General features: G+C 73.0%; 18 protein-coding genes. 7 read left to right on the top strand and 11 right to left on the bottom strand.

The window, feature by feature from the left end; genetic code table 11:
• Positions 1-244 precede the first annotated feature (244 nt).
• The 5 genes from HCN08_RS19150 to HCN08_RS19170 all read left to right on the top strand — a co-directional run bounded on the left by HCN08_RS19150 (position 245) and on the right by HCN08_RS19170 (position 6515).
• The gene (locus tag HCN08_RS19150) at positions 245-1090 is read left to right on the top strand and encodes a nitrilase-related carbon-nitrogen hydrolase (RefSeq protein WP_167984353.1); all 846 of its coding nucleotides are present in this window, start codon (positions 245-247) and stop codon (positions 1088-1090) included.
• Positions 1091-1097: 7 nt separating this feature from the next.
• On the top strand, positions 1098-2480 hold the full coding sequence (locus HCN08_RS19155) for an aspartate aminotransferase family protein (protein ID WP_167984354.1): 1383 nt from the start codon (positions 1098-1100) through the stop codon (positions 2478-2480).
• A complete protein-coding gene (gene hydA / locus HCN08_RS19160) occupies positions 2477-3877 on the top strand; it encodes a dihydropyrimidinase (protein WP_167984355.1) in 1401 nt (466 codons plus the stop codon). The genes HCN08_RS19155 and hydA overlap by 4 nt, the downstream gene beginning before the upstream one ends.
• Positions 3878-3920: 43 nt before the next feature.
• Positions 3921-4934 carry a TIGR03842 family LLM class F420-dependent oxidoreductase gene (locus HCN08_RS19165; RefSeq protein ID WP_167984356.1) on the top strand — a complete coding sequence of 338 codons (1014 nt, stop codon included), beginning with the start codon at positions 3921-3923 and terminating at the stop codon, positions 4932-4934.
• 150 nt (positions 4935-5084) lie between these two features.
• Positions 5085-6515 carry a phytoene desaturase family protein gene (locus HCN08_RS19170; protein ID WP_322974547.1) on the top strand — a complete coding sequence of 477 codons (1431 nt, stop codon included), beginning with the start codon at positions 5085-5087 and terminating at the stop codon, positions 6513-6515.
• Between the two features lie 51 nt (positions 6516-6566).
• Here the strand turns inward: HCN08_RS19170 and HCN08_RS19175 are convergent, their stop codons facing one another.
• Entirely contained in the window at positions 6567-6872 is a 306-nt protein-coding gene (locus HCN08_RS19175) for a hypothetical protein (RefSeq protein ID WP_167984358.1), read from the bottom strand.
• Positions 6873-7223: 351 nt separating this feature from the next.
• Here HCN08_RS19175 and HCN08_RS19180 point away from each other — a divergent pair, with 351 nt between their 5' ends.
• A complete protein-coding gene (locus HCN08_RS19180; RefSeq protein ID WP_167984359.1) occupies positions 7224-7694 on the top strand; it encodes an SCP2 sterol-binding domain-containing protein in 471 nt (156 codons plus the stop codon).
• Positions 7695-7733: 39 nt separating this feature from the next.
• Here HCN08_RS19180 and HCN08_RS19185 read toward each other — a convergent pair whose 3' ends face one another.
• Complete coding sequence (locus HCN08_RS19185) at positions 7734-8240, bottom strand: NUDIX domain-containing protein (RefSeq protein WP_167984360.1); 507 nt, start codon at positions 8238-8240, stop codon at positions 7734-7736.
• Positions 8241-8375: 135 nt separating this feature from the next.
• Between HCN08_RS19185 and HCN08_RS19190 the strand changes: the two genes are divergently transcribed.
• On the top strand, positions 8376-9512 hold the full coding sequence (locus tag HCN08_RS19190; protein ID WP_322974549.1) for a glycerate kinase: 1137 nt from the start codon (positions 8376-8378) through the stop codon (positions 9510-9512).
• An 801-nt stretch (positions 9513-10313) separates the two neighbouring features.
• Here the strand turns inward: HCN08_RS19190 and pssA are convergent.
• The 9 genes from pssA to HCN08_RS19235 form a co-directional block, all read right to left on the bottom strand.
• On the bottom strand, positions 10314-11165 hold the full coding sequence (pssA, locus tag HCN08_RS19195; RefSeq protein WP_167984361.1) for a CDP-diacylglycerol--serine O-phosphatidyltransferase: 852 nt from the start codon (positions 11163-11165) through the stop codon (positions 10314-10316).
• The gene (locus HCN08_RS19200; protein WP_167984362.1) at positions 11152-11799 is read right to left on the bottom strand and encodes a phosphatidylserine decarboxylase; all 648 of its coding nucleotides are present in this window, start codon (positions 11797-11799) and stop codon (positions 11152-11154) included. Before HCN08_RS19200 ends, pssA begins: the two co-directional genes overlap by 14 nt.
• Before the next feature lie 204 nt (positions 11800-12003).
• Complete coding sequence (locus tag HCN08_RS19205; RefSeq protein ID WP_167984363.1) at positions 12004-13218, bottom strand: acyl-CoA dehydrogenase family protein; 1215 nt, start codon at positions 13216-13218, stop codon at positions 12004-12006.
• A gap of 1 nt (position 13219) precedes the next feature.
• Positions 13220-13738, bottom strand: a complete 519-nt coding sequence (locus HCN08_RS19210; protein ID WP_167984364.1) for a MaoC family dehydratase — start codon at positions 13736-13738, stop codon at positions 13220-13222.
• Positions 13739-13740: 2 nt separating this feature from the next.
• Entirely contained in the window at positions 13741-15741 is a 2001-nt protein-coding gene (locus HCN08_RS19215; protein ID WP_167984365.1) for a methylmalonyl-CoA mutase family protein, read from the bottom strand.
• The gene (ccrA, locus tag HCN08_RS19220) at positions 15738-17153 is read right to left on the bottom strand and encodes a crotonyl-CoA carboxylase/reductase (RefSeq protein WP_167984366.1); all 1416 of its coding nucleotides are present in this window, start codon (positions 17151-17153) and stop codon (positions 15738-15740) included. Before ccrA ends, HCN08_RS19215 begins: the two co-directional genes overlap by 4 nt.
• Positions 17154-17552: 399 nt before the next feature.
• Complete coding sequence (locus HCN08_RS19225; RefSeq protein ID WP_206318951.1) at positions 17553-18347, bottom strand: TetR family transcriptional regulator; 795 nt, start codon at positions 18345-18347, stop codon at positions 17553-17555.
• Between the two features lie 70 nt (positions 18348-18417).
• Positions 18418-20289: a 3-hydroxyacyl-CoA dehydrogenase family protein gene (locus HCN08_RS19230; protein WP_167984368.1), complete on the bottom strand. Its 1872-nt coding sequence runs from the start codon at positions 20287-20289 to the stop codon at positions 18418-18420.
• 414 nt (positions 20290-20703) lie between these two features.
• Positions 20704-21828 (bottom strand): Rv2578c family radical SAM protein, encoded by a 1125-nt coding sequence (locus HCN08_RS19235; RefSeq protein ID WP_206318973.1) that lies wholly within the window; start codon positions 21826-21828, stop codon positions 20704-20706.
• Between the last annotated feature and the right edge of the window lie 61 nt (positions 21829-21889).

The following is a 21889-nucleotide window of genomic DNA, read 5'->3' on the forward strand; positions in this document are numbered from 1 at the left end:
ACCAGGGGCGCGGGGAACTGCGCGACAAGCCACGATCAGCGGACGATCGCGCACGCCACCGCAAGTGGCACCCCCGTAGCGCCCGGCCGCGCCGGGCAACCCGCCACCGCAAGGGGCAACCTCTCGCCCGGCAGGGCGACCCCACCGCGCGCCGGGCCGCGCAGTCCGGGGGCGGGGTGCGACAGTGACCCCCCGAGCCCCCGCCGGCCAGGCGGTACGCGGCGTGACCCGCGGAGGAACCCCCATGCGCAGAAGACTCGTACGTGCCGCGCTGGTCCAGGCGACCTGGACCGGCGACACCGCCTCCATGCTCGCCAAGCACGAGGAGCACGCCAGGACCGCCGCGGCCCAGGGCGCGCAGATCATCGGCTTCCAGGAGGTCTTCAACGCCCCCTACTTCTGCCAGGTCCAGGACGCCGCCCACTACGGCTGGGCCGAATCCGTCCCCGAGGGCCCGACCATCCTCCGTATGAGCCAACTCGCCCGCGACACCGGCATGGTGGTCATCGCGCCGGTCTTCGAGATCGAGCAGCCGGGCGTCTACTACAACACCGCCGCCGTCATCGACGCCGACGGCACCGTCCTCGGCAAGTACCGCAAGCACCACCTCCCCCAAGTCCACGGCTTCTGGGAGAAGTTCTACTTCCGCCCGGGCAACCTCGGCTGGCCCGTCTTCGACACCGCCGCCGGCAGGGTCGGCGTCTACATCTGCTACGACCGGCACTTCCCCGAGGGCTGGCGCGCCCTCGGCCTCGCGGGCGCGGAGCTCGTCTTCAACCCCAGCGCCACCAGCCGCGGACTGTCCGCGCACCTGTGGCAGTTGGAGCAGCCGGCCGCCGCCGTCGCCAACGAATACTTCGTCGCCGCCATCAACCGCGTGGGCCGCGAGGAGTACGGCGACGACGATTTCTACGGCACCAGTTACTTCGTCGACCCGCGCGGGCAACTCGTCGGGGAGGCGGCCTCGGACGTCAAGGAGGAACTCCTGGTCCGCGACCTCGACTTCGGCCTCATCGACGAGGTCCGCGCCCAGTGGGCCTTCTACCGGGACCGGCGCCCCGACGCGTACGGCACCCTGACGGGAGCATGAGCGACCCATGGCCACCCAGACACCGCCGACCACGCCCACCACCACCTCCGCCGCCCCGGCCGGCGGCGCGCACGCCGCCCTGCACGCCCGGCACCGCGCGGTGCTCCCCGACTGGCTCGCCACCTACTACCGGCGGCCCATCGAGCTGACCCGCGGCGAGGGCCGGCACGTCTGGGACGCCGAGGGCAACCGCTACCTGGACTTCTTCGGCGGCATCCTCACCACCATGACCGCCCACGCCCTCCCCGAGGTCACCGCCGCGGTCAGCGCGCAGGCCGGCCGCATCCTGCACTCCTCGACGCTCTACCTCAGCAGCCACGCCGTCGAACTGGCCGAGCGGATCGCCCGCCTGTCCGGCATCCCCGACGCCCGGGTCTTCTTCACCACCTCCGGCACCGAGGCCAACGACACCGCCCTGCTGCTCGCCACCGCCTACCGCCGCTCGAACCAGATCCTGGCGCTGCGCAACAGCTACCACGGCCGCTCCTTCAGCGCGGTCGGCATCACCGGCAACTCCGCGTGGTCCCCGACCAGCCTCTCCCCGCTCCAGACGCTGTACGTGCACGGCGGCGTCCGCACCCGCGGGCCGTACGCGCAGCTGTCCGACGCCGAGTTCGTCACCGCGTGCGTCGCCGACCTGGAGGACGTGCTGGGCCAGACCGGCGGCCCGGTCGCCGCGCTGATCGCCGAGCCCGTGCCGGGCGTCGGCGGCTTCACGATGCCGCCGGACGGCCTGCTCGCCGCCTTCAAGCAGGTCCTCGACAAGCACGGCATCCTGTGGATCACCGACGAGGTGCAGACCGGCTGGGGCCGCACCGGCGAGCACTTCTGGGGCTGGCAGGCGCACGGCCAGGCCGGCCCGCCGGACATCCTCACCTTCGCCAAGGGCATCGGCAACGGCATGTCGATGGGCGGTGTCGTCGCCCGCGCCGAGGTCATGAACTGCCTGACCGCCCACTCCATCTCCACCTTCGGCGGCAGCCCCGTCACGGCCGCCGCAGCGCTCGCCAACCTCACCTACCTCGTCGAGCACGACCTCCAGGGCAACGCCCGCCGCATCGGCGGCCTGCTGCGCGGCAGGTTCGAGGCCGCCGCCGCCCGGCTCGGCATCGTCCGCGAGGTGCGCGGGCGCGGCCTGATGCTCGGCGTGGAGCTGGTCGTCCCGGGCAGCGGGCAGCCCTCCGCCGAGGCCGCGGGGCTCGCCCTGGAGGCCGCGCGCGAGCACGGGCTGCTGATCGGCAAGGGCGGCCGGTTCGGCAACGTCCTGCGTATCGCCCCGCCGCTGTCGCTCACCGTCGAGGAGGCCGAGGAGGGCGCCGACGCCCTCGAAGCCGCGCTCGCCGCCGCCCAGCAGGCGCTGGCCACCGGCCCCGCGGGCAACGCCCTGTGACGGGCCGCACCCTGATCCGCGGCGGCCTGGTCGTCACCGCGGCCGACGAGACGCACGCCGACATCCTGATCGACGGCGGCCGGATCGCCGCGCTCGCCGACCACGACAGCGACACCGCGGCCGGCTGGACCGCCGACACCGTCATCGACGCCACCGGCCGCTACGTCATCCCCGGCGGCGTCGACGCGCACACCCACATGCAGATGCCCTTCGGCGGCACCACCGCCTCCGACACCTTCGAGACCGGCACCCGCGCCGCCGCCTTCGGCGGCACCACCACCGTCGTCGACTTCGCGATCCAGGACGTCGGCTCGTCGCTGCGCGCCGGGCTCGACGCGTGGCACGACAAGGCCGACGGCCGTTGCGCGATCGACTACGGCTTCCACATGATCGTCGCGGACGTCCACGACCGGACCCTCGCCGAGATGGACACCCTCGTCGAGGCCGGCGTCACCAGCTTCAAGCTCTTCATGGCCTACCCCGGCGTCTTCTACAGCGACGACGGGCGCATCCTGCGCGCCATGCAGCGCGCGGCCGGCAACGGCGGCCTGGTCATGATGCACGCCGAGAACGGCATCGCCATCGACGTGCTCGTCCGGCAGGCGCTCGCCGCCGGCCGCACCGACCCGCGCGCCCACGGCGAGGTGCGGCACGCGCTGCTGGAGGCCGAGGCGACGCATCGCGCGATCCAGCTCGCCCGGGTCGCCGGCGCCCCGCTGTACGTCGTGCACGTCTCCGCCGAGCAGGCCGTCGCGGAACTGGCCGCCGCCCGCGACCTGGACCTGCCGGTCTTCGGCGAGACCTGCCCGCAGTATCTGTTCCTGTCCGCCGACAACCTCGCCGAGCCGGACTTCGAGGGCGCCAAGTACGTGTGCAGTACGCCGCTGCGCCCGCGCGAGCACCAGGCGGCGCTGTGGCGGGCCCTGCGCACCGGCGACCTCCAGGTGGTCTCCACCGACCACTGCCCGTTCTGCTTCGCCGGGCAGAAGGAGCTGGGCCGCGGCGACTTCTCGCAGATCCCCAACGGGCTGCCGGGCGTGGAGCACCGCATGGACCTGCTGCACCAGGCCGTCGTCGAGGGCCGGCTCACCCGGCGCCGCTGGATCGACGTCGCGTGCGCCGCACCCGCCCGGATGTTCGGCCTCTACCCGCGCAAGGGCACCCTCGCGCCCGGCGCGGACGCCGACGTCGTGGTCTACGACCCCGACGCCGAGCAGACCCTCTCGGCGGCGACCCACCACATGAACGTCGACTACTCCGCCTACGAGGGCCGCCGGCTCACCGGCCGGGTCGAGACGGTCCTGTCCCGCGGCGTCCGGGTCGTCGACCGCGGCGCGTACGTCGGCCACGCCGGGCACGGCCAGTACGTCCCGCGCGGCCTGTGCCAGTACCTGTGACCCCCGCCCGTGACCCCCGATCCCCCACGCAAGGAGCGCGGCCATGGACTTCGGCCTCGTGCTGCAGACCGACCCGCCCGCGTCCGACGTCGTCGCCCTGATGCGCCGCGCCGAACGCGCCGGCTTCACCCACGGCTGGACCTTCGACTCCGCGGTGCTGTGGCAGGAGCCCTTCGTCATCCACAGCCGCGTCCTCGCCGAGACCGAGCGCCTCACCGTCGGCACCATGGTCACCAACCCCGCGACCCGTACCTGGGAGGTCACCGCCTCCACCTTCGCGACGCTCAACTCGATGTACGGCAACCGCACCGTGTGCGGCATCGGCCGCGGCGACTCGGCGGTGCGGGTCGCCGGCCGGCCGCCCGCGACGCTCGCCCGGCTCGGCTCGGCCATCACCGCGATCCGCGACCTCGCCGAGGGCCGCGAGGCGGTCGTGGACGGCACGGCGCTGCGGCTGCCGTGGGTGGCCGGCGGCCGGCTGCCGGTGTGGATGGCCGCGTACGGCCCGAAGGCGCTGGCCATGGCGGGGGAGCTGGCCGACGGCTTCATCCTCCAGCTGGCCGATGTGTACCTGACCGAGTGGATGGTCAAGTCGGTGCGCACCGCGGCCGAGCGCGCCGGGCGCGATCCGGACGCGCTCACCGTGTGCGTCGCCGCGCCCGCGTACGTCACGCCCGACGACTCGCCGGACGCGCTCGCCCACGCGCGCGAGCAGTGCCGGTGGTTCGGCGGGATGGTCGGGAACCACGTCGCCGACCTGGTCCGGCGCTACGGGGAGCACTCCGGGCTGGTCCCCGAGGAGCTGACCGCGTACATCGAGCGCCGGCAGACGTACGACTACGCGCACCACGGGCGCAGCGGCAATCCGGACACCGCCTTCGTGCCCGACGCGATCGTCGACCGCTTCTGCCTCGTCGGCCCGCCGCAGGCGCATGTGGCGAAGCTGACCGCGCTGCGCGACCTCGGCGTCGACCAGTTCGCCGTCTACGCCATGCACGACGCCAGGCAGGCCGTCGTCGACGCGTACGGCGAGCACGTCGTCCCGGCCCTGACGTGAGCCGGCCCGCCGCGGCGGTGGCGTGACCCTGCCACGCTTGCCGGGTAGGCAACCATGCAGCCCCGCCGTCTGGTTGGATGGCGGCATGGGCGACGGAGTGGTTGCGGTGACCGGTGGGACGAGGCCGTACGGCCGGGCGGCGGTGCGGCCGTGACGCGCGCGGTCGTCGCCGACGCGGTCGTCGTCGGCGCCGGGCCCAACGGGCTGACCGCCGCGGTCGAACTGGCCCGCGCGGGCCTGAGCGTGCAGCTCTACGAGGCCGCGGACACCGTCGGCGGCGGCGCCAGGACCGAGGAGCTGACACTGCCCGGCTTCCGGCACGACCCGTGCTCGGCGGTGCACCCCTTCGGCATCGGCTCACCGGCCTTTGAAGCGCTGCCGCTGGGCCGGCACGGCCTGGAGTGGCTGCACCCCGACATCCCCATGGCGCACCCCTTCCCCGACGGCACCGCCGCGGTGCTCGGCCGCAGCGTCGGCGCGACCGCCGCCTCCCTCGGCCCGCGCGACGCGGTCACGTACCGCAAGCTCATGGCGCCCTACGTCGGGCACTGGGACACGATCGCCGCCGACTTCTTCCGGCCGCAGTGGGCCGGGATACCCCGCGACCCCTACCGCTTCGCGCGCTTCGGCCTCACCGGCCTGCCGCCGGTCTCGCTGCTCGCGCTGCGCTTCCGCGGGGCCAAGGCGCGCGGGCTGCTCGCGGGCCTGGCCGGGCACGCCATCACCAAGCTCAGCCAGCCGCTCACCGGCGCCATGGCGATGATGTTCGCGCTCGCCGCCCACGAGCGCGGCTGGCCGGTCGCCCGCGGCGGCTCGCAGGCCATCTCCGACGCGCTCGCCGGCCACCTGACCGAACTCGGCGGCACCATCCGCACCGGGGTGACCGTACGCAAGCTCGACGAGCTGCCGCCGGCCCGCGCGTACGTCTTCGACACCTCGCCGACGGCGCTGGCCCGGATCGCCGCGCTCGGCGACGCCTACCGCAACTACCGCTACGGCCCGTCCGTCTTCAAGATCGACTACGCGCTCGACGGCCCCGTCCCGTGGACCGCGCCCGAGGCGCGGCGGGCCGGGACCGTGCATGTCGGCCCCACCTTCACCGAGATCGGCGACGCGCTGACCCGCGCGGTGACCGGACGCCCGCCGCACACCCCGTTCCTGATCACCGCCCAGCCCACCGTGGTCGACCCGTCGCGCGCGCCGGAGGGCAAGCACGTCTTCTGGGCGTACGGGCACGTCCCCAACGGCTGGCACGGCGACGCCACCGACGCCGTCGAGCGGCAGATCGAGCGCTTCGCGCCGGGCTTCCGCGACCTGGTGCTGGCCCGCGCCGTGACCGGTCCCGCCGGGCTCGCCGCCCGCAACGCCAACTACGTCGGCGGGGACGTGGCCTGCGGCGCCTTCGCGGGGCTGCAGACCGTGCTGCGCCCGCGGCTGGCCGCCGTCCCGTACGCGACCTCGCGCCCGGGGGTCTTCCTGTGCTCCTCCGCGACCCCGCCGGGGCCGGGCGTGCACGGCATGAGCGGCCTGGGCGCCGCCCGCGCGGTCCTGAGACACCTGCGCCGCGCGGCCCGGCGCTGAACGCGTCATGCGTACGCACCCGGCCGCGCGGCGGCAGGAGGTGAGGCGGTGTCAGCCCGTGTACGGCGCCTGGCCGGCCGGCGGCGCGGTGTAGCCCTGCGGCACGCCGAAACGCACCTCGGACAGCGCCTTCTTGAAGATGACCTTGGAGAAGTAGCCGGAGCCGAAGGCGATGCACTCGATGACGTACCAGAACTTCTCCGCACCGGTCAGCTCGACGAGGCCGTACTCGCTCAGGGCCTTCTTCGCCGGGACCTTGGAGAGGTAGGCGGCGCCGAAGTAGATGCAGCCGAGGACGTACCAGAACTTCTCCCACGAGGTGGACTGGCCGTTGCCGAGCTGCTGGGGCTGGGACATGAGGTGTGCCTCTTTCAACGATGTACGGGCGAGCGGTGGGGACAGGACGGCCCTGGCCGCACGACGACATGGCCGTCGCCGGCCGCCGCGTGGGGGAGAGGGCAGGGAAAAGCTGCGGCTACGGCCGCAAGGCCCCCGTCACCACGGGTAGTTCACGGGTGCCGAGTCGGAAGCATAGGGGTAAAGGTTGCTCTCTGTCGCCGCTTTGTGAACCTTTCGCCGACCTTTCGGTGGCCTTCTGCCGACCGGTACCGCATGCCCCGGTGCGTGCCGTGCGGCGGTTGTGGCGAGGGGGCGCGGAAACTACTCTTACCCGTCGGTAAGTTTACTTGTGAGTAAGGAAGGTGGCCGATGACCGCACAGGACGATCTCGACCTGGAGACGCTGGACTTCGGCTCCGTCGAGCCCCATGACTTCGCCCGTATCGTCAAGGGCCTGCCCACCGCCCGGATCGCCGAGCTGATGGCCGGCACGCAGCGCCGCCGGGTGCTCGACGAGGTCTTCGGGCGGATGAACACCCGCTTCCGGCCCGACGCCGCCGCCGGCCGCGACGCCCTCATCCGCTGGCGCATCACCGCCGCGGACGGGGGTCCCGACGACGTCTACGAGACCCACATCGGCGGCGGCACCTGCACCGTCGTCCCCGAGCGCACCGACCGCGAGCCGCAGCTCAGCCTCGCCATGGCCGCGCCCGAATTCCTCAAGCTGGTCTCCGGCAACGCCTCGGGGCCCACGCTCTTCTTCACCCGCAAGCTCAAGGTCAAGGGCGACCTCAGGCTCGCCGGGTCGCTCACCTACTTCTTCGACATCCCCAAGCCCTGAGGGCGCGGGCCGCCCGGCGTCACGTGGCGTTGCCCGGCGTCACGCGCCGCCGGCCGCCGGGTGGCCGTCGACCAGCTCCACGGGCGCCGTCCCGGCGGCGAGCGCGTCCAGCCCGGCGCCGATGCGCAGGGCCGCGCGCGGGTAGAGGTAGCGGTCGGCCTCGTCGAGGGCGACCAGCTTCCAGGAGTCCAGCTCCTCCTCCTGGAGCCGGATCGCGGCCAGTTGCTCGTCGGTCAGCACCCCGCCGTCGAACAGGAAGTTCACCGAGGGCGGGCGCTCGCCGCCCGCCGTGCTCCACTCGAACGCCAGCAGCACGCCCGGCTCCACGTCCAGCCCGATCTCCTCGGCCGTCTCCCGGCGGGCCGCCTGCCGCGGCGTCTCGTTCAGGTCCGACTCGATCGTGCCGCCCGGCAGCGTCCACGTGCCGTCGTCGCGGTAGTTGGGCTCGACGATGAGGATGCGGCCGTCGGCCGAGCGGAAGAGCATGCTGGCGCCGGCGAGGATGCGGGGCAGGCTCGCGAGGTAGGTCGCGTAGTCGGTCGTCATGCCGTCGAATCTACTGGTCCCGCGGCCCCGCTCGCGGGGCCGGCCGCCCGGCCGGGATAGGGTCCGAGCGCGAGGTCCCATGATCGGGCCCGGTACGGGCCGGTGGGCAGCGACGGATTCGACGGAGGGGTGACGGTGGCCGACACCGCGAGGGTTGCGCCGGGGCGGGTGCTGATCGCCGCCGACAAGTTCAAGGGCTCGCTCACGGCGGTGCAGGTCGCCGAGCATGTCGCGGCGGGGCTGCGGGCGGTCGTGCCCGGCCTGGAGATCACCGCGCTGCCGGTCGCCGACGGCGGCGACGGCACGGTGGACGCGGCGGTCGCCGCGGGCTTCGACCGGCGTACGGTGCGGGTCACCGGGCCGCTGGGCGAGCCCGTCGAGGCGGCGTACGCGCTGCGCGCGGGCACCGCGGTGGTCGAGATGGCCGAGGCGTCGGGGCTGCGGCACCTGCCGCCCGGCGTCTTCGCGCCGCGCACCGCCACCACGTACGGCACCGGTGAGCTGCTGCGGGCCGCGCTCGACGCGGGGGCCCGCACGATCGTGCTCGGCGTCGGGGGCAGCGCCACGACGGACGGCGGCGCGGGCATGCTCAGCGCGCTCGGGGCGCGGCTGCTGGACGCCGGCGGCGCGCCCGTCGCACCCGGCGGGGCCGCGCTCGCGGACCTGGCGAGCGCGGACCTCGGCGGCCTGGACCCGCGGCTGGCCGCGACGGAGGTCGTGCTGGCCAGCGACGTCGACAATCCGCTGCTCGGGCCTACCGGGGCGGCGGCGGTCTACGGTCCGCAGAAGGGGGCGGACGCGGAGGACGTGGCCGTCCTCGACGCGGCGCTCACCCGTTACGCCGAGGTCCTCGGCGCGATGCCGCTGGCCGCGGCGCCGGGCGCCGGCGCGGCCGGCGGGATCGGCTTCGGGGCGCTGGTCGGGCTCCAGGCGACCTTCCGGCCCGGCATCGAGGTGCTCCTCGACGTCCTCGGCTTCGAGGACGCGGTCGCCGGCGCGGCCCTCGTCATCACCGGCGAGGGTTCCCTCGACCCCCAGACCCTGCACGGCAAGGCCCCCATCGGCGTCGCCCGGGCCGCCGCCCCCCACGGCATCCCCGTGGCCGCCGTCTGTGGCCGCCTCACCCTCCCCGAGTCCGCCCTCGCCGCCGCGGGCATCACCCACACGTATGCGCTCTCCGCGCTAGAGCCCGACCCCACGCTCTCCATGACCAACGCGGGCCCCCTCCTCGAACGCGCCGCCACCCTCCTGGCCAGCGACCTCCTGACCTAACCCCACCCAGCCCTCGCGGCTGCGCCGCGTGGGCGCGACCTGTCGGAGGGCACGGCTGCGCCGCGGGGTGAGCTTTTCAGGGGCGCGGGGAACTGCGCTCCCCCAGAGCTTCGCCTGGGAGGTACCCCCAGCCACATGCGGCCCGCAGGTCGTCACCGACCCAAAGGGGCTGTTGCTGTCGTATCCGGACCACCGGCCGGTGGTGGGTTGCGCGCGCAGTTCCCCGCGCCCCTGGTGGTTGGCGTCCGGCGTCTAGGCGCCCAGCCGGCGGGGGTTTGCGGCTGCGCCGCGGGGCGGCAAACCAGGGGCGCGGGGAACTGCGCGGCCAGCCAGTGACCGGCGTGCACGTCGTCACCGTCCCAAGGGGGCTGTTCGGTTCGGTCCGGACCACCGGCCGGTGGTGGGTTGCGCGCGCAGTTCCCCGCGCCCCTGGTGGTTGGCGTCCGGCGTCTAGGCGCCCAGCCGGCGGGGGTTAGCGGCTGCGCCGCGGGGTGAGCTTTTCAGGGGCGCGGGGAACTGCGCGACCAGCCAGGAACCGGCGTGCACGTCGCCACCGTCCGAAAGGGGCTGTTCGGTCCGGTCCGGACCACCGGCCGGTGGCCGGTTGCTGGGGGTACCCCCTCTGGGGGAGCAGTTCCCCGCGCCCCTGAAAAGCACCCCGCGGCGCAGCCGCAAACCCCCCCAGTCGCGCCCACGCGGCGCCAGCCGCACAACAAACACAGCCCCGCGCCCCTGGGGGGCGCCCCGCGGCGCAGCCAAGAGCACCGCCCGACGCAGCGGGCAGCTCCAACCGGGCCAGCGCTAGCGCAGCGCGTCGGTGCGGGCTTCGCGGCGGTTGGCGCGCATCGTGTTGACGCGGCGGGTCGTGGCGAAGCACGGGATGAGCGCGGCGGCGCCGCACTGGAGGGCCGCGCCGGTCTGGAGGAGCTCATGCCCGCCGGGGACGTCGAGCGTCCAGGCCGTGAGGCACAGCATGCTCACGATCGTCCAGGCGAAGGTCACCGCCGCCAGGCGGCCCCTCGGCTTGGGGTACTCGACGCGGCTGACCATGAGCCACGCCACACCCACGATCGCCACGATCGTCGGCACGAACGGCAGCTCCAGCAGCACCACGGAGACCACCGTCATCGCCCCGAAGGGGCTGGGCATCCCCTGGAAGACCCCGTCCCGCAGCGTCGTGCAGGAGAAGCGGGCGAGCCGCAGCACCACCGCGAGGACGACGAGCACCGCCGCCGCCGCGGACACCTTGCCGTGCGCGTCGTCGGCGACCAGCCCCCATACGACCACGAAGTACGCCGGGGCGAGCCCGAAGCTGATCAGGTCGGAGAGGTTGTCCAGCTCCGCGCCCATCGCCGAGCTGCGCAGCTTGCGCGCCACGAGCCCGTCGAAGAGGTCGAAGACCGACGCCAGCAGCATGAGCGACACCGCGGTCGCCGCGCTGTGCTTGGACATCCCGCCGTCGTTCGTGCCGTTCAGGTGCGGCACCAGCACCCCGGTCGTGGTGAAGTACACCGCGAGGAAGCCGCAGATCGCGTTGCCGAGCGTGAGCGCGTCCGCGATGGACAGCCGCGTCGACAGCGGCAGGTCGTGGACCTCGTCCTGGAGTTCGGTCACCCAGTCGGACTGGGCCGTGTCGCCGTCAGTCACGGTCAAGGCGAGTCACCCCAGCCGTGGTGGTCTGGCCGACCTCGACGCCCGCCTCGATCCCGGCGGGCAGGTACACGTCGACCCGGGAGCCGAAGCGGATCAGCCCGATGCGCTCGCCCTGCTCGACCTTGCAGCCCCGCGGCACGTACGGCACGATCCGCCGCGCCACGGCCCCGGCGATCTGCACCATCTCGACGTCGCCGAGATCGGTGTCGAAGTGCCACACGACCCGCTCGTTGTTCTCGCTCTCCTTGTTGAACGCCGGCACGTACCCCCCGGGGATGTGCTCGACGGAGGAGATCGTGCCGGTGAGCGGAGCCCGGTTGACGTGCACGTTCAGCGGGCTCATGAAGATCGCGACGCGGGTGCGCCCGTCCTTCCACGGCATGACGCTCTGGACCACGCCGTCGGCGGGGCTGATCACGCGGCCCTCGGCGATCTCCCGCTCCGGGTCGCGGAAGAACCACAGCATCCCGGCCGCGAGCGCGGTGGCGGGGACGGCCACCGCCGCCCAGCGGCCGGAGTGGCGCGCCTTGGCGAGGGAGACCGCCGCGGTGGCGGCGGTCGGCAGGAGCCACGGTGATGCGCCACGTGCGAGGCGGACCCGGCGACGTGGCGCAGGGGAATGGCTGTCGGGCATGGAAGACCTTCGTAGCGGAGGATGCCGCGAATTGCTTCTGGGGACGGCGGCTTTGGTCGATGGTATCGGCTGACACCGGCAACTCGGCAAGCGCAAGGGCGAGTCGATGGCCGGTTCACATGCCCTTCCGCCCCCCACGGCCATGACCGAGTGTGACTTTCGCCTCGGATCAGTCATGACAAATCCGGACATAAGGCCCTCGATTCAGCCCTGGATCCGGTATTCCTCCAGCAGTCTCCGGCCGATGATCATTTTCTGGATCTCGGCGGTCCCCTCACCGATGAGCAGCATCGGCGCCTCCCGGTAGAGCCGCTCGATCTCGTACTCCTTGGAGAAGCCGTAGCCGCCGTGGATCCGGAACGCGTCCTCCACTACTTCTTTGCAGAACTCCGACGCCAGGTATTTCGCCATGCCCGCTTCCAGGTCGTTACGCTCGCCGGAATCCTTCTTGCGTGCGGCATTGACCATCATCTGGTGCGCGGCCTCCACCTTGGTGGCCATTTCGGCGAGCTTGAACTGCACCGCCTGGTGCTGCGCGATCGGCTTGCCGAAGGTGTGCCGCTGCTGCGCGTACGCGATGCCCAGCTCGAAGGCCCGGCGGGCGACCCCGCAGCCGCGCGCGGCCACGTTGACCCGGCCGACCTCGACGCCGTCCATCATCTGGTAGAAGCCGCGCCCGCTGTCCCCGCCCAGCACCCGGTCGGCCGGGATCCGGACGTCCTGGAGCACCAGCTCGGTGGTGTCGACGCCCTTGTAGCCCATCTTCTCGATCTTGCCGGGCACGGTCAGACCGGGGACGGACGCGTTGGCGCCGAAGCCGGGCTCCTTCTCGACCAGGAACGTCGTCATCGAGCGGTGCGCGGGCGCGTCGGCCGGCTGCCCCTCGTCGGTGCGGCACAGCACCGCCACCAGGTTCGCCGACCCGCCGTTGGTCAGCCACATCTTCTGCCCGTTGATCACATACGCGTCCCCGTCGCGCACCGCCTTGGTGCGGATCGCCGACACGTCCGAGCCCAGTCCCGGCTCCGACATCGAGAACGCGCCGCGCACCTCGCCGGCCGCCATCCGCGGCAGGAAATACTCCTTCTGCTCCTGCGTGCCGTGCTGCTTGATCATGTAGGCGACGATGAAATGCGTGTTGATGATGCCCGACACGCTCATCCAGCCGCGGGCGATCTCCTCCACGGTCAGCGCGTACGTCAGCAGCGACTCGCCGAGGCCGCCGTACTCCTCCGGAATCATCAGCCCGAAGATGCCCAGGTCCTTCAGGCCCTCGACGATGTCGGTGGGGTATTCGTCGCGGTGTTCGAGCTCGGTGGCGACCGGCAGGATCTCCTTGTCCACGAACGCGCGGACGGTGCCGATGATCTCCTGCTGGACGTCGGTCAGCCCGTCCGTCCGCCCCAGTCGTCCCGCCATGTCAGTTCCCCTCCGAGCGCTGCTGCGGCTGCGGGCGGCCGGGCTGCTCCCCGCCGCGCCGCTCGACGTACGCGGCGGTCGGCACCATCACCTTGCGCCGGAAGACGCACACCAGCGTGCCGTCCTGGTTGTGCCCGCGGGTCTCGACCTGGACGATGCCGCGGTCGTCCTTGCTCTTGGACGGCCATTTGTCCAGCACCGTCGTCTCGCCGTAGAGGGTGTCGCCGTGGAAGGTCGGCGCGACATGCCGCAGCGACTCCACCTCCAGATTGGCGATCGCCTTTCCCGACACGTCCGGTACCGACATTCCCAGCAGCAGCGAGTAGACGTAGTTCCCGACGACCACATTGCGGCCGAAGTCGGTGGTCTTCTCCGCGTAGTTGGCGTCCATGTGCAGCGGGTGGTGGTTCATCGTGAGAAGGCAGAAGAGATGGTCGTCGTATTCGGTGACCGTCTTTCCCGGCCAGTGCCTGTAGACGGCACCGACCTCGAACTCCTCATATGTGCGGCCGAACTGCACGGTCAGACCTCCAACTTGTTCGCGCGCCGGATCTCGTCCACGATCCGGCCGATGATCTCGGTGATACCGAAGTCCTTCGGGGTGAACACCGCCGCCACACCGGCCGCGCGCAGCGCCGCCCCGTCGGCGGCCGGGATGATGCCGCCGACCACGACCGGCACGTCGTCCACGCCCGCCCGGCGCATCCGCGCCAGCACGTCCGGGACCAGCGCCGTATGCGAACCGGACAGGATCGACAGGCCCACGCAGTGCACGTCCTCGGCGACCGCCGCGGACACGATCTGCTCGGGGGTGAGCCGGATGCCCTGGTAGACGACCTCGAAGCCGGCGTCCCTGGCCCGTACGGCTATCTGCTCGGCGCCGTTGGAGTGGCCGTCCAGGCCCGGCTTGCCGACCAGCAGCCGCAGCCGCCCGCCGCCCAGCTCCCGCGCGGTGTCGGCGACCTTGCGCCGGATCTCGGCCAGCGGCCCGCCGTCGTCCGCGGTGACCGCGACCGGCGCGCCGCCCACCCCGGTCGGGGCGCGGAACTCGCCGAAGACCTCGCGCAGCGCGCCGGCCCACTCGCCGGTCGTCACACCGGCCCGCGCGCACTCCAGCGTCGCCGCCATCAGGTTCTCGGTGCCTTCCGCCGCCGCCCGCAGGGACACCAGCGCGTCCTTGGCCCGCGGCTCGTCGCGCTCGCGCCGCCAGTCCTCCAGCGCGGCCACCACCCGGGCCTCGGTCCCCGGGTCCACCGTGGTGATCGCGGTGTCCAGGTCGGCGGTCAGCGGGCTCGGCTCGGTCGCCCGGTGGATGTTGACCCCGACGACCTTCTCCTCGCCGGACTCGATCCGGGCCCGCCGCGCCGCGTGCGAGGCCACCAGCTCCGACTTCAGGTAGCCGGACTCCACCGCGGCCATCGCGCCGCCCATCTCCTCGATCCGCGCCATCTCGGCGGTCGCCTGCTCCACCAGCGCGCCGACCTTCGCCTCGACGACATGGCTGCCGTCGAAGATGTCGGGGTATTCCAGCAGGTCGCTCTCATGGGCGAGCACCTGCTGGATGCGCAGGCTCCACTGCTGGTCCCAGGGCCGCGGCAGCCCCAGCGCCTCGTTCCACGCGGGCAGTTGCACCGCGCGGGCCCGGGCGTCCTTCGACAGCGTGACCGCCAGCATCTCCAGCACGATGCGCTGCACGTTGTTCTCCGGCTGCGCCTCGGTGAGCCCGAGCGAGTTGACCTGCACCCCGTAGCGGAAGCGCCGGTGCCGCGGGTCCTCGATGCCGTACCGCTCACGGGTGAGGGTGTCCCAGATGCGGCAGAAGGCGCGCATCTTGCACATCTCCTCGACGAAGCGCACCCCGGCGTTGACGAAGAACGAGATCCGCCCCACCACCTCGCCGCGCCGCTGCTCGGGCACCTGCCCCGAGGCGAACACCGCGTCCAGCACCGCGACCGCGGTGGACATCGCGTACGCGATCTCCTGCACCGGCGTCGCCCCGGCCTCCTGGAGGTGGTAGCTGCAGATGTTGATCGGGTTCCAGCGCGGCATGCGGTGCACGGTGTACGTGATCATGTCCGTGGTCAGCCGCAGCGACGGCACCGGCGGGAAGACATGCGTCCCGCGCGAGAGGTACTCCTTGACGATGTCGTTCTGCGTGGTGCCCTGGAGCGCGGCCACGTCCGCGCCTTGCTCCTCGGCGACGACCTGGTAGAGCGCCAGCAGCCACATGGCGGTGGCGTTGATCGTCATCGAGGTGTTCATGCGCTCCAGCGGGATGTCCCGGAACAGCCGGCGCATGTCGCCGAGATGCCCCACCGGCACCCCGACCCGGCCGACCTCGCCGCGCGCCAGCACGTGGTCGGCGTCGTAGCCGGTCTGCGTCGGCAGGTCGAAGGCGACGGACAGGCCCGTCTGGCCCTTGTCGAGGTTGCGCCGGTAGAGCGCGTTGGACTCGTCAGCGGTCGAGTGGCCGGCGTACGTCCGCATCAGCCACGGGCGGTCGCGCTCCCGCTGCCCGCTCACCGGGCGACCCCGGCGGCCTCGGTGGCCTGGGCGACCCCGGTACGCGCCGGGGGACGGGCGGCGGCTGCCGCGTCCGCCGCGTCGCGGAAGAGGTTGATCGAGGCGAGGTGCCGGGCCCGCATCTCCGGGTCGGTCACGCCCATGCCCTCCTCGGGGGCCAGCGCCAGGACGCCGACCTTGCCGTGGTGCAGGTTGCGGTGGACGTCGTAGGCGGCCTGGCCGGTCTGCGCCAGGGGGTAGGTGCGGGACAGCGTCGGGTGGATCCTGCCCTTGGCGATCAGCCGGTTGGCCTCCCACGCCTCGCGGTAGTTGGCGAAGTGCGAGCCGACGATCCGCTTGAGCGACATCCACAGGTACCGGTTGTCGTACTCGTGCGTGTAGCCGCTGGTGGAGGCGCAGGTGACGATCGTGCCGCCCTTGCGCGTGACGTAGACCGACGCGCCGAAGGTCTCCCGGCCGGGGTGCTCGAAGACGATGTCCACGTCCTCGCCGCCGGTCAGCTCGCGGATGTCCTTGCCGAAGCGCTTCCACTCCTTGGGGTCCTGCGTGTGCTCGTCGCGCCAGAAGCGGTAGCCCTGCGCGCTGCGGTCGAGGACCGCCTCGGCGCCCATCCGGTGGCACAGGTCCGCCTTCTCGGGGCTGGAGACCACGCAGACGGGGTTCGCGCCGCCGGCGAGCGCGAACTGGGTCGCGTAGGAGCCCAGTCCGCCGCTCGCGCCCCAGATCAGCACGTTGTCGCCCTGCTTCATGCCGGCGCCGTTGCGCGAGACCAGCTGGCGGTAGGCGGTGGAGTTGACCAGGCCCGGGCAGGCCGCCTCCTCCCAACTCAGGTGCTCCGGCTTGGGCATGAGCTGGTTGGACTTGACCAGGGCGATCTCGGCGAGGCCGCCGAAATTGGTCTCGAAGCCCCAGATCCGCTGCTCGGGGTCGAGCATCGTGTCGTTGTGGCCGTCCGCGGACTCCAGCTCCACGCTGAGGCAGTGCGCCACGACCCGGTCGCCGGGCTGCCACTTGTTGACGCCGGGCCCGGTGCGCAGCACCACGCCCGCGAGGTCGGAGCCGATGACGTGGTAGGGCAGGTCGTGCCGCCTGGCGAGCGGGGAGGTGCGGCCGTAGCGCTCCAGGAAGGCGAAGGTGGAGACCGGCTCGAAGATCGACGTCCAGACCGAGTTGTAGTTGACGGAGCTGGCCATCACCGCCACCAGCGCCTCACCGGGGCCGATCTCCGGCAGCGGCACGTCGTCGACGTGCAGCGAGGCGCGCGGGTCCTTGTCGCGGGTGGCGAGACCGGTGAACATCTCCGCCTCGTCCTTGTGCACGGTGACCGCGCGGTACGACTCCGGCAGCCGGGTGGCCGCGATGTCGGCCGGGGTGCTGTCGGGTGCGAGGACGGCGTCCAGGATTTCCTTCATGTGACTCGCCTCCGGCGAAGCGTTTCCGCGGTCGCCGCAGGGGCCGCGCGGGGCGGCTGCGGCGACACCTCGCGGGAACGCGGGGGTCGGGTGGGGTGAGGGTGCGCCCGTCGGTCCGGCGGGAACTGACGGTGGAGCGAAGGAACCGCGCGGTGGCGCGGAAGGGCCTGTGACGCAGGCGTCCGGGCCTCGGGGACAGCCGGCCTGCGGGGGATCACCGCGGGCCGTCCGCCCGGACTGGGGATACCGTATGGCACGCTGTGCCAGCCGTAAAGACACTGCGTGCCATTTTTTCTTGTCAGTGACGCCAGTGTCACCCCGGGCAGGGCAGCGGGCAACCGCGGCCGTACGGGTGAACGCGGGCGGGCTGCGGCGCGCGGCCGGGGCTCCGGGGGCGGCTCAGGCCCTGCGGAGCGCTTCCTCGATGCTGCGCAGGATCTGCGCCGGCGAGGCGTCGGTACGCGCCACCGCGACCACCACCTCGCCCTGCCGGGACACCGTGGTCGTCGGTGCCGGAGCGGGGCCGCGGGACGGTATCCGGCCCGCCCCGATGGCCGTGCCGAAGGTCGCCTTGATGACGTCGAAGGCGTGGTCGAGCTGCGCCTCCACATCGCCCTTGCCGTCCGCCCGCAGCCAGCGCCGCAGCACATGGTTGTGCGCGGCCACCACCGCCGAGGCGGCGACCTCGGCCAGCAGCGGGTCGTCGTCGCCGTAGCCCTTGGCGCCCTCGTCGAAGTGGCCCAGCAGATAGCGGGTGAACAGGCGCTCGTAGCGTGCCACCGAGGCGATCTCGCGCTCGCGCAGCGTCGGCACCTCGCGCGTCAGCCGGTAGCGCTCCACCGACACCTCGGGCATGTACGCGTACATCCGGAGCACCTCGGTGATGCCCCGGCACACCGTGTCCAGCGGGTGCTCGTGCGGGTCCGCGGAGTCCAGCACCGCCTGCACCCGCACCAGCGTGTCGTCGTGGTCGGGGAAGATCGCCTCTTCCTTGGAGCGGAAGTGCCGGAAGAACGTCCGCCGCGCCACACCCGCCGTCGCGGCGATCTCGTCGACCGTCGTGGCCTCGTAGCCCTGCGTCGCGAACAGGTGCATCGCCGCCGCCGCGAGGTCCTGCCTGACCCGCTGCCGCTGGGCGGCTGCGCGCGGGACGTTCGCGGGCTCGGGGACACCGGACTTCGCGGGCTGGGACATGTGGGGAACGTAACACGGCGGGCCGTCGCGCCCGGCATCCGGGGGAGAACCGCCCCGGCCCGCCGCCTGTTCAGGCCCCGGCATACTCGCGGAAGCCCCGGCCGGTCTTGCGGCCCAGGCACCCCGCGGACACCAGGTGCTCCAGCAGCGGCGCGGGCGCCAGGCCCGGGTCGCGGAACTCCTCGTGCAGCACCTGCTCGATCGCCAGCGACACGTCCAGGCCCACCACGTCCAGCAGTTCGAAGGGCCCCATCGGATAGCCGCCGCCGAGCTTCATCGCCGCGTCGATCGCGTCCACGCTCGCGTAGTGGTCCTGCACCATCTTCACCGCGTTGTTCAGGTACGGGAAGAGCAGCGCGTTGACGATGAAGCCGGCGCGGTCCCCGCAGTCCACCGGGTGCTTGCGCACCTGCCCGCACACCTCGTGCACGGTCGCCACCACGTCGTCGGCGGTGAGCACGGTGTGCACGACCTCCACGAGCTTCATCGCCGGCGCCGGGTTGAAGAAGTGCATCCCCACCACGTCCTGCGGGCGGCCGGTGGCCCGGGCGATCGCCACCACCGGCAGCGAGGACGTCGTCGTGGCCAGCACCGCGCCGGGCCGGCACACCTTGTCCAGCACCCGGAAGAGCTCCTGCTTGACGAACAGGTCCTCCGCCACCGCCTCCACGACCAGGTCGGCCGCCGCCAGCTCGTCATAGGAGGCGGCGGGCGCCAGCAGCGCCACCGCCGCGTCCCGCTGCCCCTCGTCCAGCCGCCCCTTGACCACCGAGCGGTCCAGTGACGCCACGACCCTGGCCACCGCCCGCTCGGCCTTCTCCGGGCTGCGCGCGGCCAGCCGGACCGGGTAGCCGGCCTTGGCGAAGACCTCCGCGATGCCCGCCGCCATCGTGCCCGAGCCCGCGACGCCGACCGTGGTGACGGTACGGCCCGCGGGGCGCCCGCCGCCCTCCTCGCGCGGGGCCGGCGCGTCCGGGACGACCACCGGGCTGCCGGGCGCCTCGTAACGGTAGAAGCCGCGGCCGGACTTGCGGCCCAGCAGGCCGGCGGCGGTGAGCTGGCGCAGCACCGGCGCGGGGGAGTGCAGCCGGTCCCTGGTGGCCTCGTACATCGCGTCGAGCACGGTCGTGGCGGTGTCCACGCCGATGAGGTCGAGCAGCGCCAGCGGGCCCATGGGCAGGCCGCAGCCGAGCCGCATCGCCGCGTCGATGTCCTCCCGGGTCGCGTACCGCGACTCGTACATGGCGGCGGCCTGGTTGAGGTAGCCGAACAGCAGCCCGTCGGCGATGAACCCGGGCCGGTCGCCGACCGGCACCGGCTCCTTGCCGAGGCTGCGCACCAGCGCGGTGACCGCCGCGGTGGCCTGCGGCGAGGTCAGCACGGTGGACACCACCTCGACAAGCTTCATCGCCGGCGCGGGCGCGAAGAAGTGCAGGCCCAGCACCCGGTCGGGCCGGGCGGTCTCGGCCGCGAGCCGGGTCACCGACAGCGCGTTGGTGCCGGTCGCCAGGATCGCCTCGGGCCGCACCAGCCGGTCCAGCGCGGTGATGACGTCCCGCTTGACGGCGTAGCGCTCGTCCACGACCTCGATCACCAGGTCCGCCGCCGCGGCGGCCCGCAGGTCGGGGAAGGTGCGGAAGCGGGCGAGCGCGTCGGCCCGCTCCTCGGGGGTGCAGCGCCCGCGCTGCACCGCGCGGGCGGTGGAGCGGTCCAGGGCGGTGACGGCCCGGCGGGCGGCGGTGGCGTCCACGTCCACGCCGATCACCTCGTGGCCGGCCCGCGCCATGACCTCGGCGATGCCGGTGCCCATGGTGCCCAGGCCGATCACGGCGACGACGGAGGGGACGGGCGGGGGCGCGGCGGCCGGGCCGGCGGCCGGGGCGGGTGCGGGTGCGGATGCGGATCCGGGGGATGCTGCGGGGATGGCGGTGTGACGGGACATCGCGTGACTCCAGACGCTGGTGGCCTTGCGCGGGTGGCTGCCCGGGCGCGACGGGTGCGCGCACGGCGAAGGAGGGTGGGGTGGAGTCGCGGGCCTGGCGCGAAGGTGGGCGCGCCCGCGTGACAACCTGGCCGGCCCTGTCCCGGGGCCGGACCGGTGTGCATGCCGGACCGACAGGTGGTGCGCATGCGCGGCGGCTGCGTCACCAGGCCGCCGTGCACGGTGCTTTCGAGGGTAACCGGCGAGTAACTTCGGCGCCAGCCCTGCGCGCATGTGATCTGGGCCGCCCACAGATGAGCGGGCCGCGCGGGTGATCCCGCCACGAGGTGAGGGTGGTCGCGGTGAGCGGTCCGCCGGCCGTACGCCCCCGTGGCGTGCGGCCGGCGGAGTCCCGTGGACGGCCCGCCGGGGCCGTCAGAGCAGGGTCAGCTGGGTGTCCCCGGACGCGTCGCCGGGCGTGTCCCCCGGTGCGTGCCCGGGCTCGCCCGGCCGTCGCGGACCCTGCTTGCGTATCCGCTCCTGCCCCCGTTCACGCTCCCCATCCTGATCCGGTTCCGCCGCCCGCCGACGCTCCACCGAACGGCGGAACCCGCTCGCGCGGGCCGGGCCGCAGCCGAACTCCGCGGCGAACTCGTGCACCTGGCGGGTGATCCGGCGCTGATACCACGTCGGGGCGTACGAGCCGTCGGCGTACAGCGCCTCGTAGCGCCGTACGAGATGCGGGTGGTGGCGGGCCAGCCACGCCATGTACCACTCCCGGGCGCCGGGCCGCAGATGCAGCACCAGCGGGGTGATCGAGCCGGCGCCGGCCGCGGCGATCGCCCGTACCGTCGCGCGCAGCTGCTCGGGCGAATCGCTCAGGAAGGGCAGCACCGGCGCCATCAGCACCGACGCCGCTATGCCGTTCTCCGCGAAGGTGCGGCAGACCGCGAGGCGCGTCTGGGGGGAAGGCGTGCCCGGTTCCACGCTGCGCCACAGCTCGCCGTCCAGGAAGCCGACCGACAGCGCGATGGACACCTCCGCGACGCGCGCGGCCTGCCGCACCAGCTCCAGATCGCGCAGGATCAGCGAGCCCTTGGTGAGGATCGAGAACGGGTTCGCGCGGTCCCGCAGCGCCGCCAGGATCCCCGGCATCAGCCGGTAGCGGCCCTCCGCGCGCTGGTAGCAGTCCACGTTGGTGCCCATCGCGATGTGCTCGCCCTGCCAGCGCGGCGCGGCGAGCTCGCGGCGCAGCAGCTCCGGCGCGTTGGTCTTCACCACGATCTGGGTGTCGAAGCCGATCCCGGTGTCCAGGTCCAGATAGCCGTGCGACTTGCGCGCGAAGCAGTAGACGCACGCGTGGGAGCACCCGCGGTAGGGGTTGACCGTCCACTCGAAGGGCATCCGGGACGCGCCCGGCACCCGGTTCAGGATCGAGCGGGCCCGCACCTCGTGGAAGGTGATGCCGCGGAATTCGGGCGTGTCGAAACGCCGGGTCACGGCGTCGGTGCCGAAGAGCGCGCCCGTGGCGTCCTCCCGGCCCAGCTGCTCCCAGCGCATCGCGCCCTCCTCGGGGTCGTCCGGCGTACCGTTCCCGTCCACAATAGAACACAGATTCGAT

This window comes from Actinacidiphila epipremni (assembly GCF_012034175.1).
GTDB classification, from domain to species: domain Bacteria; phylum Actinomycetota; class Actinomycetes; order Streptomycetales; family Streptomycetaceae; genus Actinacidiphila; species Actinacidiphila epipremni.

Excerpts from the sequence above, each read along its gene's own strand:
- HCN08_RS19150 (WP_167984353.1), top strand. The coding sequence starts at position 245 with ATGCGCAGAAGACTCGTACGTGCCGCGCTGGTCCAGGCGACCTGGACC.
- HCN08_RS19155 (WP_167984354.1), top strand. The coding sequence starts at position 1,098 with ATGGCCACCCAGACACCGCCGACCACGCCCACCACCACCTCCGCCGCC.
- HCN08_RS19165 (WP_167984356.1), top strand. The coding sequence starts at position 3,921 with ATGGACTTCGGCCTCGTGCTGCAGACCGACCCGCCCGCGTCCGACGTC.
- HCN08_RS19175 (WP_167984358.1), bottom strand. The coding sequence starts at position 6,872 with ATGTCCCAGCCCCAGCAGCTCGGCAACGGCCAGTCCACCTCGTGGGAG.
- HCN08_RS19180 (WP_167984359.1), top strand. The coding sequence starts at position 7,224 with ATGACCGCACAGGACGATCTCGACCTGGAGACGCTGGACTTCGGCTCC.
- HCN08_RS19185 (WP_167984360.1), bottom strand. The coding sequence starts at position 8,240 with ATGACGACCGACTACGCGACCTACCTCGCGAGCCTGCCCCGCATCCTC.
- HCN08_RS19200 (WP_167984362.1), bottom strand. The coding sequence starts at position 11,799 with ATGCCCGACAGCCATTCCCCTGCGCCACGTCGCCGGGTCCGCCTCGCA.
- HCN08_RS19205 (WP_167984363.1), bottom strand. The coding sequence starts at position 13,218 with ATGGCGGGACGACTGGGGCGGACGGACGGGCTGACCGACGTCCAGCAG.
- ccrA (WP_167984366.1), bottom strand. The coding sequence starts at position 17,153 with ATGAAGGAAATCCTGGACGCCGTCCTCGCACCCGACAGCACCCCGGCC.
- HCN08_RS19225 (WP_206318951.1), bottom strand. The coding sequence starts at position 18,347 with ATGTCCCAGCCCGCGAAGTCCGGTGTCCCCGAGCCCGCGAACGTCCCG.
- HCN08_RS19230 (WP_167984368.1), bottom strand. The coding sequence starts at position 20,289 with ATGTCCCGTCACACCGCCATCCCCGCAGCATCCCCCGGATCCGCATCC.
- HCN08_RS19235 (WP_206318973.1), bottom strand. The coding sequence starts at position 21,828 with ATGCGCTGGGAGCAGCTGGGCCGGGAGGACGCCACGGGCGCGCTCTTC.